We start from the raw sequence: 16166 nt of genomic DNA, 5'->3' as shown, positions 1-16166 counted from the left end.
CTACACTACATCCTTCATTTCATACTTCATCTTAACCTTTTTATTTAACTTATCTGAAGAGTAAATATTATCACTAATAAGCTTAATAGTATTTTCATGAATAAATTGCTTCTTTATAGTAACACTATTTATATTATGCAACACCTTAAATCCAAACTTAGGTAAAATAATCTTCTTACTAGCACCAATAAACTTAAGTAAATCATTAAATTCATAAATTTCACTATCAGAAATATTATAAATTTCATTAACTTCAGTTTCAGTATTATTAACAATATAATTAACAGCCTCATAAATATTTTTTATATTACAAAGACTTAACTTTTGCTTTCCATTTCCAACAACATAAGGAATTCCTTTAATTCTACTTCTTCTTTCAATATTTAAAGCAAAATCTTTTGAATAAACTGGTGCTAGTCTAAGCATTGTATAATTACTTTTACAAATCTCGCTTATATATTCTTCTGAAAGCTTCTTAGCAACTGCATATGGACTCTTTGGTTCACAAATATCAGTTTCAACATATACATCTTGATCTAACCTTTCACCATAAACAGAAATAGTACTAATAAAAATAAAATTCTTAAGCCTTAAATATTCATTGCTTAAATCTACAAAATACTTAGTTGCTTCGTAATTCACTTTCATAAATCTTTCTTTTGATAAATCATTCCCCTTATTATGAGCAAGTGCTGCACAATGAATAATAATATCTAAATCACTATTTTCTTTTAAAATATTTTCAATTTGATCTTTATCAGTAATATCACAAGGATAATATTTATGACATCCATCATATTTTTCTCTTCTTCCAATACCTATTACTTCATGTTTATCTTTTAATTTATTACATAAATAGCTACCAACTGTTCCATATACACCAGTAATTAAAATCTTCATCATTTCACCACCTTAAATAATATCTTCTGTAATAATACCGCCAGTACAGATTCTTCTCCCATCAGCTACCCTAACTCCCTGAGCAACCTTCGTTCCAACTCCAATAAAACACTCTTCTCCAACAACATCAAATCCACTAAAACAACTTCCCCATAATACCGAACTAAAATCACCAATTACACTATCATGCCCAATTCCACAATTCCCACTAATAACAACATGATTACCTATCCTAGTATTAACAGTTAAACTAACACCTGGATAAATAATAGTGCCTTCTCCAATTTCAATATATTTGCTAACTCTAACACTTGGATAAATTACCGTAGCAAAATCAAACTTACCATTTAAACTTGATACAATCTCCTTCTTAACTCCACAATTAGCAATTGCAACAATAACTTCTGGTTTACTTTCCAATTTATCTAAGATATCAAGTCCCCCTAAAACCTTATATCCATTAAGCTCTTTCCTCCACATTTCACTATTATCATCAACGAACCCAACAATATTCCATGTAGACTTAGCTTTATTTATTTCTTCAATAATCCAAGCAACTTCTCTTCCAATACCACCAGCACCAATAATTACAATATCCTTCATCCTAATCACCTATACTGTAGCATTTTCATTATTATTTTCTGCTTTACCTTCTTGAACTCCATCACTTTTAAGAACAGAGACAACAGTCATAAAAATAATTTTAATATCAAAGAAAAAGCTTTTTCTATCAAGGTACTCTTCATCAAGCTTAACTTTTAACTTTAAAGGAATTTCATCTCTTCCATTAATTTGTGCCCATCCTGTTAATCCTGGCAAAAGCTTATGAACTCCAACTTCTGTTCTCATTTCTTTTAAATCAAGCTGATTATAAAGAGCTGGTCTTGGTCCTACTATACTCATTTCACCTTTTAAAATATTAAAAAGTTGTGGTAATTCATCTAAACTTGTTTTTCTTAAAAACTTCCCAATTGGAGTAATCCACTGCTGTGGATTTTCAAGTAAATGAGTAGGAACATTAGGAGTATCTATTCTCATAGTTCTAAATTTATAAATTTCAAATTCAACATTATCTTTACCTATTCTTCTTTGTTTAAAAAGAATATGTCCTGGTGAAGTAAACTTAACAGCTAAAGCAACTATTAAAATTGCTGGTGATAATATTATTATCGCTATTAAGCTCATAAAAAAATCAAACAATCTTTTCACTTACTTGTCCCCCATTACTTATATAATATCTTTTAAGCTTTTAATTGTTGAAATTCTATCCTTTTTTCCAACTACTATTTTCCCATCATTTTCTATTACATAAATATCATCCAATCCATCAATAATAATCTTATTATTTGAAGATACTATTAAATTATTTTTGCTATTTAAAGCTGTTATATCACCTATATGAATATTTTTATTTTTATCACATTTTCTATATCTTTCAATTGCTTCCCAACTCCCTACATCATCCCATCCAAAATCACTTGGTATAACATAAATATCACTTGATTTTTCAAGAACAGCATAGTCAATTGATATAGATTCAGTATTTTTATAATTCTCATTAATTAAATCTTGTAATTTATCGTCTTCCACATTTTCAATTGAAGCTAATGCTTTATATGTACTTATTGAATATTTCTTAATTTTCCCCAAAATATTATCAATCTTCCACAAAAACATCCCTCCATTCCATAAATAAGAACCTTCTTTTATATATTCTTCAGCCTTATGTTTATCAGGTTTCTCAACAAATGAATCAACTTTAATTATTGTACGCTGATTTACTTTCTGATTATTAACACTAAATTTAATGTATCCATATCCTGTTTCAGGTCTACTTGGTTTCATTCCTAATGTAATTATCGCATTACTATTTTCTTTAATAAATGTATTAGCATCACTAACTATACTTCTAAATTCATTTTCATTTTTAATAAGATGGTCTGATGGCAACACTAGCATAGTAGAATTATTATAATACTTTCTAATAATAAAAGCTGATAATGCAATACAAGGTGCTGTATTTCTACCTTCTGGTTCAATTATAATATTTCTCTCTGGTAAATCTGGTAATTGTTCTTTTATTAGATTAATATACATTTTTCCAGTACAAATAAAAATTCTGTCAATAGGAATAATCGGCTTAATTCTATTAACGGTCATTTGTATCATAGTCTCTTCACCTATTAAATTTAAAAACTGTTTGGGCTTTTCTTCAGTTGAAAGAGGCCAAAATCTAGTTCCCTTACCTCCAGCCATAATCAATGCACATATCATATTCAAAATATCCCCTTAATATTAAATTTACTTAAACTACCTTACTATTAAGCTCTTCTGGATCCCTATAAGTAGGAACAAACTCCTTAAGTCTCTCTCTAAGCAAAACTTCATTCCCACCAATAGCAACTCTCAATAGTTCATTAATTTTATCCTTAACATCACCAAGCTCAAAATCCCCAGGTTTCCCAATAAAAATCTTATTATGCTTAGTTTCTGTTAATCCTTCCTCACTCATAAGAAGTTCTTCATAAAGTTTTTCTCCTGGTCTAAGCCCAGTAACCTTAATATCAATATCCTTATGTGGCTCAAAACCACTAAGCTTAATAAGATTTTCTGCTAAATCATAAATCTTAACAGGCTCACCCATATCAAGCACAAAAATTTCTCCACCTTTAGCATAAGCCCCTGCTTGAAGTACAAGCTGAGCTGCTTCAGGTATAGTCATAAAATATCTAGTAATATCCTTATGAGTTAAAGTTACAGGTCCCCCATTTGCAATTTGCTTTTTAAATAAAGGAACAACAGATCCATTAGATCCAAGAACATTACCAAACCTAACAGCTACAAATTCAGTTTTACTAACCTTATCAAGTGATTGAACAATCATTTCACACATTCTTTTAGTTGCACCCATAATATTAGTAGGATTAACAGCTTTATCTGTAGAAATAAGAACAAATCTTTCAACATTATAATCACTAGCAAGACTAGCCACATTAAAAGTACCAACAACATTATTTTTAACAGCTTCTGCTGGACTATCTTCCATTAACGGTACATGCTTATGTGCTGCTGCATGGAAGACAACTTGTGGTTTATAAGTTTTATAAACTTCTTCTAGTCTAACTTCATCTCTAACTGATCCTATTAAAGTCATTAAATTAAGATTTGGATAAGTTCTTCTTAATTCATTTTGAATCTCATAAGCATTATTTTCGTAAATATCAAATATTATAAGTTCTTTAGGATTAAACTTAGATATTTGTCTACATAGTTCAGAACCAATAGAACCTCCTCCACCAGTTACAAGAACTGTTTTTCCTTTTAAATAATCAGAAATTCCATCATAATCAAGCTTAATAGATTCCCTTCCAAGTAAGTCTTCAACATCAACATCTCTTATTTTGTTAACAGAAAACTTTTCATCTATCATTTCAGCAACACCTGGCATTATCTTAACTTGAACCTTAGCCTCTTTGCATTTTTCAATTATCCCTTTTAATACACCTTCTTTAATGGAAGCAATAGCAATTATAATTTCATCAACATTTCTCTCTTTAACAACTGAAACAATATCATTTCTATTACCATAAACCTTGATTCCATTTACATAAGTTCCAAGCTTCTGTTTATCATCATCAATAAAAGCAACAACCTTTTTCCCTAAGTGTGGAAACTTTCTATATTCAGAAGATACTAAAGCTCCTCCTGAACCTGCACCTATAATAAGTACATTTTTAACATCTCTTGACCTTTCTACTTCTGCGTACTTAACAGCTCTTCTACATACTCTCCAAAAAATTCTTACCCCATTACAAGTTATCATAACCATAATTCCTGCAAGAATTGTTACCATAAGTGGAATTCTATTACTTTCTAAAAGTGATAATCCTATATTTAAAGCCATTACCACAATAGAAGCTATTACACCATTAATAAACTCATCATATCCTGCTAATGTCCATATACTTTTATATTGTTTAAATATGTAAAAAACTAATACATATAAAACAGCAAAAATAGATATTCTAACTAAATGCCCCCTATATATTAATGTAATATCTCTTAAACCATCATCATAATAAAACCTAAATATAAATGCTAAATAATAAGATAAATAAATTAATATTAAATCTATAAATACTAAAGTAGTTATTTTTAGTTTTCTATTTCTAAATAAATTAGAATCTATAAATTTATCTTCCATACTCTCACCCCCGTAAAATAGTTATGATATAATACTATAAGTTGGTAGTTCAGACTAATTTAAACTTCTTACCAGTCTCAAACTCCTACATTATAATTCATTTTAATCTCCATAATAGTAGTAATATTTATTCCTACTATTATCAACAGCATGAAGTACCGTTCCAATAATATTTGCATTAACCTTTTTTAAAGTAGCAATAGAATTTTGAACATCCTCCTTCTTAGTAACCCCCGCTCTAACAACAACTAAAGTTCCATCAACCTTAGTAGAAAGAATTTGTGGGTCTGCAACAGCTTGTACTGGTGGTGTATCTAAAACTATATAATCAAAATGTTCCTTCATCTCTTCTAAAAATAAACTCATAGACTTAGATGCTAACATTTCAGCAGGATTTGGTGGTATTTTCCCAGAAGTTATAATATGTAAATTTTTCTTATATACATGAGCAACATCCATAACCTTTTGCTTTTGAAGTAATACATCAGAAAGACCATAAGTATTAGTTACTCTAAAATTTTTATGTACAGATGGCTTTCTCATATCACAATCTACAAGAAGAACTCTTGCTTCACCTTCTGCTAAAGTTAAAGCTAAATTACCTGCAGTAGTAGATTTCCCTTCCCCTGGATTTGAACTAGTTACTACAATCGTTTTATACTCCTTATCAAAAGAAGAATATTGAATATTAGTTTTTAAGCTTCTATAAGCTTCTGCTGCTATTGATTTTGGATTTTTTTCAACTACAAACATGTTTTTACCTCCTATACCATATCAACATCTGGAATTGTTCCAAGTACTGGTATATCTAATTCCTTTTCAAGTTGTTCTTTATTCTTATAAGTGTTATCTAAATATTCAATTAAGAAAACTAATCCCACACTTACCATAAAACCTAATAAAAATGCTATAGCAATATTCATAGTCTTATTAGGGCTTACTGGATTTTCTGGAAGTTCCACTTCTTCAATAACTCTAACATTACCATTTGGTACTAAATCCTTAGCTGTAACTATAAATTCATCAGTTACATTTTTTAATACATCTTTAGCTTCTTTTGGATCTTTGCTTTTATATTTTATTTCAAGAATTTGTGTACTACTAATTGGATTTACTGTTAAATTAGATATTACAGTACTTGGCTCTAAATCATAAGATAAAGTGTCTATTGCTCTTGATGCTAAATCCTTAGTTTTTATAGCTTGTGCATATGTTTGTAATAATTGTTGATACATATTAATATCGCTACTATTATATGCTGCATCATCACTTTCTTCTTTACCTATAAACACTTTAGTACTTGCTTCATATACAGGATCAATTACAAAAAAACTTAAAACTCCTGATATCAATGTAGCTACTACTGTAATTGCCACTATCATAATCCAACGCTTCTTTAAAGCTTCAAAAATTTCCGACAAACTTATTACTTGTTCTTCCATTTCATTCATTATTTAAACACTCCTTTTAATAGTGATAATTTTAAAATTGAAAGCAGTAAATTATACTGTATAACTACTTTCATTTTTAATATTTATAATCATCACATATTTTTAATCTTCTTGTTTTATTTATTAAGGAATTGCAAAGCACTTCCTACTTATAACTATTAAACATTAATACTTTCCATATCTGGAATAGTTCCAAGAACTGCTAGTCCTAATTCTTTTTCAAGAGTTTCTTTGCTCTTAAATGTATTATTAAAATACATCATCATAACTACTTCCCCTATGTTAGCTATTAATCCACCTATAAATGCTATACCCATAACCATTATCTTTTTACTAATTAAATTACTACTATTTACATTAACTTGCTCCAAAACCTTTATATTAACTGTTGGATATAGCTGCTTTGAATATGCTATAAGATTTTCAGTCATTGAATAAATTAGGTTATAGCTTTGTTGTGGATTTTTACTAGTATATTTCAATTCAATTATTTGAGTATTAGTTATTGGATTTACTGTTAAATTTCCAATAACTGATCCATATTCAATTTTTTCTTCTACTTCTCTTAATGAGTTTATTTTAGATTCATTAATTGATTTATTAATAAGCTTTTTACTTTTAATAACTTCTGAATATGTAGTAATTAAACGTTGATATAAAGTAACTTCTTCATTATTATAGGTTTCCATTGTATTTTTGAATTTTTGTTTTCCTATAAATACTTTTACTGTAGCTTCATAATCTTGTTTCATAAAAAATGTTGTATATATACTTGCTATAAGAACGAAGCTTAAGGTTATTATAGCTATACTTCTACAATTTTTCTTAACTTCGGTCAAATACTCTAAAATATTTATCATTTATCCCCCTATAATCCATTTTACGATATTTTATTAATAATTATTAGATGTATATAAAAAAATTTATAAAAAAATAACATTAAAATTTTTCTTTTAACTTCTATATAAATTTTAATCTAGAAATTAAATATTTTTTCTATGTTTTTAACTTCTTAAATTTAAATTTATTTTAATTTTATCTGAAAATTATTATATCACAAAAAAAAAATACGTAAAAGGTCGCTATTGTGCAAATTTTCTGTCAAGTAAACGTTTTGTTTTCATCCTTTGTTTTATTTTGTAAAAAACTACATTTTAATTTCCTTTTTTAATAATATTTTTTAATCCATTATAATTTTTATTTAATATAAATTCTCGACATTTTAATTATTTAATTTCTATTGTCGAAAGATGTTATATATTTTTTACTATTTTTTTTATTATTCTTTCACTCATAAAGAAATATTATATTTTTTTGTATTTTTATATTCCATTTTTTTGAATATATGTTATAATAAACGTATACCCAAGAACATACGTTCGATTTGTTCTAATTTTTTATTTATTAAATAACTTTTAAAAAGGGGGCCTTTTGTTTGAAGTCTTTATATTTAGAAATTAAAGAAAATGCTAATTCCAAAGAAAAAAAAGTTAATACAAAACATGATTCTAATTTTTTATTTCATACCCTATGTAAAGCTAAAAATAATAATAAAGATGCTATTCTTTTCCTTATTGAAAAATACCAACCACTTATAAAAAAGTATGCTTTTAAGTATAAATTAAAAAACTTTGATACAGATGACTTAATCCAAACTGGGAATATTTCTGTTATTAAGGCTATTAATAAATACGATCTTTCTAAAGGAAGTAAGTCAATTGATTCTTATATTATTAATTCCATTAAAAATGGCTTTAGAAACTTAGCCCGTAATCAAATTAAATATAATGATGAATCTAGCCTTAATATTCCCATAGATGAAGATATTGAAATTGAAGATTTGATTAGTGATTCTTTTAATTTAGAAGAATATATTGTTAATTCCAGTTTAAATGATTTATTGAAAAATCTCCTAAAAAACCTTTCCCCCGATGAGTATAAATTAATTAAAATTGCTTACCTAACTCCTAATACTACTTTATATAGATACTGCATTAATAATAATTTAAATTATCCAAAGAAAAGACGTGAATTACTTTCCCTATTAACTAAACTTCAAGAAGGTATTAAAGATTAAAGTAAAAAGAATTACTTAATAAAAGTTTACTTTCCTTCTATTAAGTAATTCTTATTTTAAAACTTTAAATATATAATTCATTAATTAAGAAATTTTATAAACTTATAAATTTAAAATATTTGTTTTAAAAAATTCCTAAGAACTTCTTTTCTTTAACTATAGTTCCCTTAAAATTTACATCTTCATTTTCAAGCATTAATCTTCCATTATTAATAAATGCTTTTTTTTGATTTCTTTCTAAAATACCTAATGCTTCTTTAATATCAGTATCTCTCCCTCTATCTCTGTGGGCATCAGATCCAATAAAACTATATATATTATTTTCTAAATATTTAGTTGCAGTTTTCTTAACTTCTTTTCCAAAAGAACCAGTTAGGCTTCCTGCATTTAATTGAAATAACATTCCTTCTTTTATAAGAGTATTAATCATTGAAGGCTTTTTAATAAATAGTTTATATCTTTCTGGGTGAGCTATTATTGGAACAATTCCTCTTATTTGTAACTCATATATTGTATTTATTACTTCATCTATATTAAATTCTACTATAGGAAGTTCTATTAACATATATTTTGTATTATTAATTGTTCCTATCATTTTATCATTATAATATTCTAATATGTTTTTGCTATAATAAACTTCTTGACCTGCATATATATTAATATCTATATTATTTTCTCTTGATATTTGTTTTAATTCTTCCACTCTTTTAAGTACTTCATTATACTCAACTTCAAATCTTCCTCGCATAAAATGTGGTGTTGCAATTATATCTGTTGTTCCTGACTTTTCTGCTTTTTTTAGCATATTAATTGTCATTTCTATATCTCTTGAACCATCGTCTATCCCAGCTACTATATGTGAGTGTATATCAATCATTTCTTTATCCCCTTCCTGTTTATATTTATTTCTTATTATATAGTACAACCCCTATGTAGGAAAAGGCAATTTTTCATTAACTATATATATCTGATAATTCTAACTCTGCATTTGCCTTATTAAATTCATAAATTATCATTGGTAAATCTTCTATTAATACATTTGGTAGTTTAACCTTAAAAGTACTACCCTCATTTAATACGCTATCTACTGATATGCTTCCATTATGAACCTCTATCATAGACTTAACTATATTTAAACCAATTCCGCTTCCTTCATTTGCTCTCTTTAATGAACTATCAACTCTTGAAAATCTATGAAATATTTTATCTTTTAACTTCTGTGGAATTCCTATACCTGTATCTTTAAAATCCATTTCTAGTATATCATCCTTTAGCATTAACTCTACTTTAATACTTCCTTCACCTTCAGTATATTTAATTGAATTTGACACTAAATTTAATACTATTTTTTCAATCATAACAGGATCACACTTTATAAAATGTTCCTCAATATTTGTATCAAACTCTACACTTATATTTTTTGATTGAGCAAATGGTACTATCGACATTACTATATCTTCAACAATTGATACCACTTCATAATTTCCAAACTCTGCTTTAAGGTCTCCTGTATCAATTCTAGTTGAATCTACTATATTATTTATAAGCCTTAACATTCTCTTGCTATTTAATTTTAACGAAGCGCTATACTTATCATAAGCTTCTTTAAATTCTTTTATTCCAATGGCTTCAGTTTTATCTAATAACTGTATTATTGAATAAAAAATATTTAATGGTGTTTTTAATTCATGAGAAAGTGTTGATATAAATTCTGATCTTTTTACATCATTAATCTTATGAGCTTCTATTTCTGACTGTAATTTAATAGTTTCTGACATATCAATATAGCTAACTAATATTTGACTTTCTTCTTCTTCAGATTTTAATAACTGAATAGAACAATCTACAATTGAGTCTTTCTTTAAAGTTTTTAGTATCCCTCTCCAATTTGATTTATCAGCAATTTCTTTACTAATTATATCTTTAATTTCTTCTGGCAATTTAATTTTTAATAACTCCTTTTTAAATTCCTCATTATCCATTTTATAACCATAATCTTCTCTTATTTTTTCATTCATAAATGATACATTATAATTTTTATCACAAATAAATATATATGAGTGTTTATTATTATTAGCTAAATTATAAAACTTTCTTAACTCCTTATTTAAATAGTCAGCTTCTTTATACAGTAAATATAACTCTATTATAGAGCCAATAATAACTATAATAAATGATAGATATGTTAATAAAGATGATGTTAACTTCATATTCATTGAATCATATGTCACTCCATATATAATATAAAAAACCTTAATAGCAATTAAAAATAAGCTTATACTAAAGGTAACTAATAAAATTTTTGTTTGTTTTATTCCAATTAATAACAATTTTAATGCTACTATTGCATATACAGTAGATATAAGTAGATTATATGAAACGAATATTACTTCATTACTAAAAATCTCGCCTATAAATTTTCTCTTTTCTATTTCCCAACTAATAATGGAATAAATAACCACAAATATAAATGCTTGTACCTTATATCTATTTATTAACTTATGTAATTTTGAATTTGGTCTAATAGCAATAAAAAGTATAATTGCTCTTAAAAAAGATGTTGTTATACTTAAATAATTACTAACTCTAAATTCATTATCTAAAAATGTGTAATAGTCAAGTTGTCCTGTAATAGATGCTATTGAAAGTCCAACATACACTAATAGTAATGTAAATACTATAGAATCTTTTGTTTTTTTGTATAATATTAAACAACTAGCTATTGCAGTCACAGATATTAACCCATTTACTTGTCTAACAAATATTACAGAAGAATCTATATAGTCTTTATCGTTATAAACTAAAAATATCCTTACTATAAAAATACTCATTACCACTACCCCAATGGCAAAAATATATTTTAATATTTTCCTGGTTTGTTTTTTTATTATATCTTCTTCTAAGATTTGTTTATACATTAATAACCTCCCAAACATATATAATACAATTAAATTAATTTTTTCCAACAGTTATTATACCATGTTTTTACTTATTTTGTATTATATTATATTACTTTGTAATATAATTATGTTTTTATTTGTTTATTTAAGTAAAAATAAATTATTTCATAATATAAAAAAGCATGTAGTAATAAATTTAATATATCCTATCTATAGCTATTAATTTTATTATTTCAACAATACTATATAAATAGATTACATTAACTTTAATTTTACTACATGCATTTTATTTTAATTTATATAATTAAGTCTTAATTTTCTTATGTTATTTCATTAATTAACTATTATTTTAGTTAATTACTCTTCGTCTTTACCTACACCAGAAAGAACTAACCCTTTGTTATGGTCAAGTGCCCAGTTAATTCCCCAGTCATTTTGGAATATTATTAAGTCTCTATCTTTAAAGTCTTTAACTTTCTTAGCATCAGATGTTAAGTTTAATCTTTCAATATCTCCATCATAGCTTTCAATCCATCTTACATATCTAAATGCAAGTCTATCCATCTTGATATCAACATTGTATTCATTCTTAAGTCTGTATTCAAGAACTTCAAATTGAAGTACCCCTACAACACCTACAATTATTTCTTCCATACCAACATGGTTTTCTTTGAATACTTGGATAGCACCTTCTTGAGCTATTTGAGTAACACCTTTAACGAATTGTTTTCTCTTCATAGTGTCAACTGGTCTAACTCTTGCAAAATGTTCAGGAGCAAATGTTGGAATTCCCTCAAATCTAAACTTTTTAGATGGTGAACATAAAGTATCTCCTATTGAGAATATACCTGGATCGAATACCCCAATAATATCTCCTGCATATGCTTCTTCAACAATTTCTCTGTTTTCAGCCATGAATTGTTGAGGTTGAGCTAGCTTAAGTTTCTTTCCACCTTGCATGTGGAATACTTCTTCACCTTTAGTAAACTTACCTGAACAAATTCTCATGAAAGCAATTCTGTCTCTATGTGCTTTGTTCATGTTTGCTTGAATCTTAAATACAAATGCAGAGAATTTATCATCAAATGGATCAATTTCTCCAATATTTGAATTTCTAGCAAGTGGTGATGTAGTCATTTGTAAGAAATGTTCTAGGAATGGCTCAACACCAAAGTTTGTTAAGGCTGATCCAAAGAATACTGGAGTTAATTCTCCTAATCTAACCTTTTCCATATCAAGTTCATCACCAGCAATATCAAGAAGTTCAATATCTTCCATTAACTTCTCATGTAATGCTTCACCTAATATTTCTCTGAACTTTTCATCATCAACTGAACCTTCAATAGCTTCAACCTCTGTAGAACCGTGATTTCCACCGTTAAATGCTATGATTCTTTGATTTTGTCTATCGTAAACACCTTTGAAGTCTTTACCAGAACCTATTGGCCAATTCATTGGATATGTTTTGATTCCAAGTTCTGCTTCAATATCTTCTAATAATCCAAATGGATCTTGAGCTTCTCTATCCATCTTATTGATGAATGTGAAGATTGGCATTTCTCTTAATGAACAAACATGGAATAGCTTTCTTGTTTGATCTTCCACACCTTTAGCAGCGTCAACTACCATTACAGCAGAGTCAGCAGCCATAAGTGTTCTATATGTATCTTCTGAGAAGTCTTGGTGTCCTGGAGTATCTAGAATGTTTATGCAGTGTCCTGCATAGTTAAATTGCATAACAGATGAAGTAACAGAAATACCTCTTTGCTTTTCTATTTCCATCCAGTCTGAAACAGCATGTGTTGATGCTTTTCTTGCTTTTACTGAACCTGCAAGTCTTATTGCTCCTCCGTATAATAGGAACTTTTCTGTTAATGTTGTTTTACCAGCATCAGGGTGAGAAATAATTGCAAATGTTCTTCTCTTTTTTATCTCATTTATGTAATCAGCCAATGTTATGTCCTCCTAAAATTATTTATAATAAATTAAATTTATTTCTTTTATTATTGAAATTCCACTGCTTTTAGTCACTGAGTAAGTTCCTCTAACGAAATTAAAATTTGGAGTCTCAGTTAACTTAATTATTATATACTTTTTTCTTTAATAATACAAGAATTCCCCTAAGTAAGGATACTCATTACATTTACTTAAATAAGTTGTAAATATAGTTTAATAACCTGGATAATAAAAATCTGCCTCTCCATGATCAAAATCTAACTTTTCTGAAACTATAACTTTACCTGTAAACATATCTATTATAAGAAAAGTTCCTGATTCGCCTTGCCATATTTGCTTATAAGCCCAATACACTACTCCATTTTTTTCAAATACAATAGGCCTATCATAATTTTCAAAGGTAATTCCCATATCCGCTGTCTTTCCATCAAGAATTTCCTTAACCCTATCCTTTGAAATCATTTGATATGTATCAGTACTTGTTTGATTTTGACTTTCAGCTTCAGCCCTTTGCTGCTCTTCTAATCTTCTTTGTTCTTCAGCTTTTCTTTCTTCTTCCAATCTTTGTTCTTCTGCTATTCTTTGTTCTTCTGCTATTCTTTGCTCTTCTCCATAATCAAGTTTAGATTTACTAATACTACTTTTTAAATTGTTTAGATTGCTTAAATACTCCTCTTTTAAATCTTCATTTAGATATTTATCAACTAATTTAATAGCTTCATCATATTTCTTTTCTTCTATTAGTGGATTTATTTTACTTTCAATATTATCTATTTCAGACATTATCCTTATCTTTTCTTCAACTTTAGCTGATATAGCATTTATTTTTTCTTCCAATAATTCCACCTGTTTATTTTCCTTAAGTTTAGTAATTAATTCTGAAGCTAAATAGTACTCCTTACTTTCATATAAATCATTTAACTCTATATATTTTTCCATTAATGTTAGTAGCTCTTTTGCATCTTCATTTTCTTTATCTATAGATAAAATTTTTGAAAATTCTACTTTTGCATCTTCATAATTTTCTTCTGTTAAGTTTTTAATACCAAGCTTTATTGAATTACTTATTTTTTTTGCATTAACTACATTAAATGTATATATTCCAAGTATAGTAATTAAAGCTAAAATTATAATTATTGTTGCCCCTATTATTGTTTTTTTCTTATTCATTTTCCCCTCCATATTATTATTTCCTTCTATTTTCTTCTATTTTTTACATTAATATTTTACTATGTCTTACTTCCTTTTAAAATATAAACTTAGGAGCAATTTTTTATATAGCTAACTTTTTTGCCTTAATATTATTCCATGATATATATGTAGTTATTTTTATTTTCAAATCTATTTGTAATTTATTTTTTTCTTCTTTATTTAAGCCTTTCTCATATTGAAAGTTATTCTTATACTCATAAGACCTCCAACTTAAATAATGATCCATATATTTAGTTGCAACCCCTCTGAATTTTTTCAACCACCCTTTTATATTAATAGAGTAACTTGCATCAATCGGAGTGATCTCAACTCTTCTAATTCTAATTTTATTTATTTTATTATGCTTATCAGAAAAAGCTTGAAGTCTTCCATCTAAAAAAGCTACAGCAATAGCTTTCTTATCAATTCTTGGCTCTATATTTTCCTTTAGCTCTCTAAAGCCTAAATGATTTCTAGCCGCAATTATAGATATAATATCAATAGATCTATTCATCGCATTTACTATTGAAATTTTATCTTTCTCCTTGCTTTTACTATATCTATCACCCTTAAAATTCTCAAGTAAAACTACTCTTGTTAATTCAGCATAATCACATAGCTTCTCTACATAATTTACTTGCTTCAAATTATATAAAAATCTATGCCTCCAGAAAAATGATGTTACTATTGTTATATTCAGAATCTCTGCACATTGTCTAATTGTTAATCCCTTTTCATATAATTCCTTATACTTCTGATAATTCTCTTTAAACTTTTTTGAATATCTAAAAGGACTTTCAGTTTGTTTAGTAAATGTTTTTTCACATTTGCTGTTTTTGCATTTATATCTTTGTATACCATTATATGATCCATATTTTATTACCTCTTCACTTTTGCAATGAGGACATTTTATATATTTATTTTGTTTTTTATAGTTAATATTATTTTCTATTTTTAATGTTGATTTATATATTTTTTCTTTAAATAACTTTAATCTATATTCTTTATTATTAATGGTTTTACTCATAATTCATCACCTCGTTATGAGTATTAACACATTTTTTCAACCTTAATCCTTATTAAGTTTTATCTATTAACATACCTATTTCCCTCTATAGGCATTCTGTTATATAAAAATGTTGTTACCAACATTTTTATATAACAGATACACTATACTATTTAAAATTCACATTACATAATAAAAATTAAACTTATCAATTTATAAAACAACTTTTATCTTCTTAATATTTAATTAAATATTATTACAATAACTTTTCTAAATTATCTACAAGTTCACCTATTGCATCTACATATTTATCAACAATTCTCTTAGCAATTTCATCTGCTAAGCTTTCATTATAAATATGTAAAGTGGTGTTAGTATAAAGCAGTGGACACATTTAGTCGAACTAAGTAAAATATTATTTAGTTAAGAAAGGATGTGTCCATTATGGGAAAGGGCAGAAGATACGAGCAAGAATATAAAG

15 protein-coding genes are annotated in these 16166 nt (G+C 26.9%); 1 reads left to right on the top strand and 14 read right to left on the bottom strand.

The window, feature by feature from the left end; translation table 11 throughout:
• The 8 genes from Q0Y03_RS04450 to Q0Y03_RS04415 form a co-directional block, all read right to left on the bottom strand.
• Positions 1 to 900: an NAD-dependent epimerase/dehydratase family protein gene (locus Q0Y03_RS04450; RefSeq protein WP_297712625.1), complete on the bottom strand. Its 900-nt coding sequence runs from the start codon at positions 898 to 900 to the stop codon at positions 1 to 3.
• A 12-nt stretch (positions 901 to 912) separates the two neighbouring features.
• Positions 913 to 1503 (bottom strand): transferase, encoded by a 591-nt coding sequence (locus tag Q0Y03_RS04445; protein WP_297712624.1) that lies wholly within the window; start codon positions 1501 to 1503, stop codon positions 913 to 915.
• Between the two features lie 9 nt (positions 1504 to 1512).
• Entirely contained in the window at positions 1513 to 2109 is a 597-nt protein-coding gene (locus Q0Y03_RS04440; RefSeq protein ID WP_297712623.1) for a sugar transferase, read from the bottom strand.
• A gap of 18 nt (positions 2110 to 2127) precedes the next feature.
• Positions 2128 to 3174 carry a mannose-1-phosphate guanylyltransferase gene (locus tag Q0Y03_RS04435; RefSeq protein WP_297712695.1) on the bottom strand — a complete coding sequence of 349 codons (1047 nt, stop codon included), beginning with the start codon at positions 3172 to 3174 and terminating at the stop codon, positions 2128 to 2130.
• A 31-nt stretch (positions 3175 to 3205) separates the two neighbouring features.
• Positions 3206 to 5104 (bottom strand): nucleoside-diphosphate sugar epimerase/dehydratase, encoded by a 1899-nt coding sequence (locus Q0Y03_RS04430; protein ID WP_297712622.1) that lies wholly within the window; start codon positions 5102 to 5104, stop codon positions 3206 to 3208.
• A 102-nt stretch (positions 5105 to 5206) separates the two neighbouring features.
• The gene (locus Q0Y03_RS04425; RefSeq protein WP_297712621.1) at positions 5207 to 5857 is read right to left on the bottom strand and encodes a CpsD/CapB family tyrosine-protein kinase; all 651 of its coding nucleotides are present in this window, start codon (positions 5855 to 5857) and stop codon (positions 5207 to 5209) included.
• A gap of 11 nt (positions 5858 to 5868) precedes the next feature.
• Positions 5869 to 6546, bottom strand: coding sequence for a Wzz/FepE/Etk N-terminal domain-containing protein (locus Q0Y03_RS04420; protein WP_297712694.1), 678 nt, complete (start codon positions 6544 to 6546; stop codon positions 5869 to 5871).
• A 167-nt stretch (positions 6547 to 6713) separates the two neighbouring features.
• A complete protein-coding gene (locus tag Q0Y03_RS04415) occupies positions 6714 to 7415 on the bottom strand; it encodes a Wzz/FepE/Etk N-terminal domain-containing protein (protein WP_297712620.1) in 702 nt (233 codons plus the stop codon).
• A gap of 575 nt (positions 7416 to 7990) precedes the next feature.
• Here Q0Y03_RS04415 and Q0Y03_RS04410 point away from each other — a divergent pair.
• On the top strand, positions 7991 to 8632 hold the full coding sequence (locus Q0Y03_RS04410) for a sigma-70 family RNA polymerase sigma factor (protein ID WP_297712619.1): 642 nt from the start codon (positions 7991 to 7993) through the stop codon (positions 8630 to 8632).
• 124 nt (positions 8633 to 8756) lie between these two features.
• Here Q0Y03_RS04410 and Q0Y03_RS04405 read toward each other — a convergent pair whose 3' ends face one another.
• From Q0Y03_RS04405 to Q0Y03_RS04380, 6 genes are all read right to left on the bottom strand, one after another.
• Complete coding sequence (locus tag Q0Y03_RS04405) at positions 8757 to 9509, bottom strand: CpsB/CapC family capsule biosynthesis tyrosine phosphatase (RefSeq protein ID WP_297712618.1); 753 nt, start codon at positions 9507 to 9509, stop codon at positions 8757 to 8759.
• A gap of 76 nt (positions 9510 to 9585) precedes the next feature.
• Entirely contained in the window at positions 9586 to 11550 is a 1965-nt protein-coding gene (locus tag Q0Y03_RS04400; RefSeq protein WP_297712617.1) for a HAMP domain-containing sensor histidine kinase, read from the bottom strand.
• Positions 11551 to 11889: 339 nt separating this feature from the next.
• Positions 11890 to 13485: a peptide chain release factor 3 gene (locus Q0Y03_RS04395; RefSeq protein ID WP_297712615.1), complete on the bottom strand. Its 1596-nt coding sequence runs from the start codon at positions 13483 to 13485 to the stop codon at positions 11890 to 11892.
• A gap of 216 nt (positions 13486 to 13701) precedes the next feature.
• A complete protein-coding gene (locus Q0Y03_RS04390; protein WP_297712614.1) occupies positions 13702 to 14658 on the bottom strand; it encodes a hypothetical protein in 957 nt (318 codons plus the stop codon).
• A gap of 103 nt (positions 14659 to 14761) precedes the next feature.
• Complete coding sequence (locus Q0Y03_RS04385) at positions 14762 to 15706, bottom strand: hypothetical protein (protein ID WP_297712613.1); 945 nt, start codon at positions 15704 to 15706, stop codon at positions 14762 to 14764.
• 235 nt (positions 15707 to 15941) lie between these two features.
• On the bottom strand, positions 15942 to 16079 hold the full coding sequence (locus Q0Y03_RS04380) for a hypothetical protein (protein ID WP_297712612.1): 138 nt from the start codon (positions 16077 to 16079) through the stop codon (positions 15942 to 15944).
• Positions 16080 to 16166 lie beyond the last annotated feature (87 nt).

The sequence above is a fragment of the Clostridium sp. genome, from assembly GCF_026168755.1.
Classification (GTDB): domain Bacteria; phylum Bacillota; class Clostridia; order Clostridiales; family Clostridiaceae; genus Clostridium.
Note: the sequence above shows the minus strand (reverse complement) of the source record. Positions and strands in the feature narration are given on the sequence as shown.

Bases quoted from the DNA above. Each gene is read 5' to 3' on its own strand.
- Q0Y03_RS04450 (WP_297712625.1), bottom strand. From the start codon at position 900: ATGAAGATTTTAATTACTGGTGTATATGGAACAGTTGGTAGCTATTTA.
- Q0Y03_RS04445 (WP_297712624.1), bottom strand. From the start codon at position 1,503: ATGAAGGATATTGTAATTATTGGTGCTGGTGGTATTGGAAGAGAAGTT.
- Q0Y03_RS04435 (WP_297712695.1), bottom strand. From the start codon at position 3,174: ATGATATGTGCATTGATTATGGCTGGAGGTAAGGGAACTAGATTTTGG.
- Q0Y03_RS04430 (WP_297712622.1), bottom strand. From the start codon at position 5,104: ATGGAAGATAAATTTATAGATTCTAATTTATTTAGAAATAGAAAACTA.
- Q0Y03_RS04425 (WP_297712621.1), bottom strand. From the start codon at position 5,857: ATGTTTGTAGTTGAAAAAAATCCAAAATCAATAGCAGCAGAAGCTTAT.
- Q0Y03_RS04420 (WP_297712694.1), bottom strand. From the start codon at position 6,546: ATGGAAGAACAAGTAATAAGTTTGTCGGAAATTTTTGAAGCTTTAAAG.
- Q0Y03_RS04415 (WP_297712620.1), bottom strand. From the start codon at position 7,415: ATGATAAATATTTTAGAGTATTTGACCGAAGTTAAGAAAAATTGTAGA.
- Q0Y03_RS04405 (WP_297712618.1), bottom strand. From the start codon at position 9,509: ATGATTGATATACACTCACATATAGTAGCTGGGATAGACGATGGTTCA.
- Q0Y03_RS04400 (WP_297712617.1), bottom strand. From the start codon at position 11,550: ATGTATAAACAAATCTTAGAAGAAGATATAATAAAAAAACAAACCAGG.
- Q0Y03_RS04390 (WP_297712614.1), bottom strand. From the start codon at position 14,658: ATGAATAAGAAAAAAACAATAATAGGGGCAACAATAATTATAATTTTA.
- Q0Y03_RS04385 (WP_297712613.1), bottom strand. From the start codon at position 15,706: ATGAGTAAAACCATTAATAATAAAGAATATAGATTAAAGTTATTTAAA.
- Q0Y03_RS04380 (WP_297712612.1), bottom strand. From the start codon at position 16,079: ATGTGTCCACTGCTTTATACTAACACCACTTTACATATTTATAATGAA.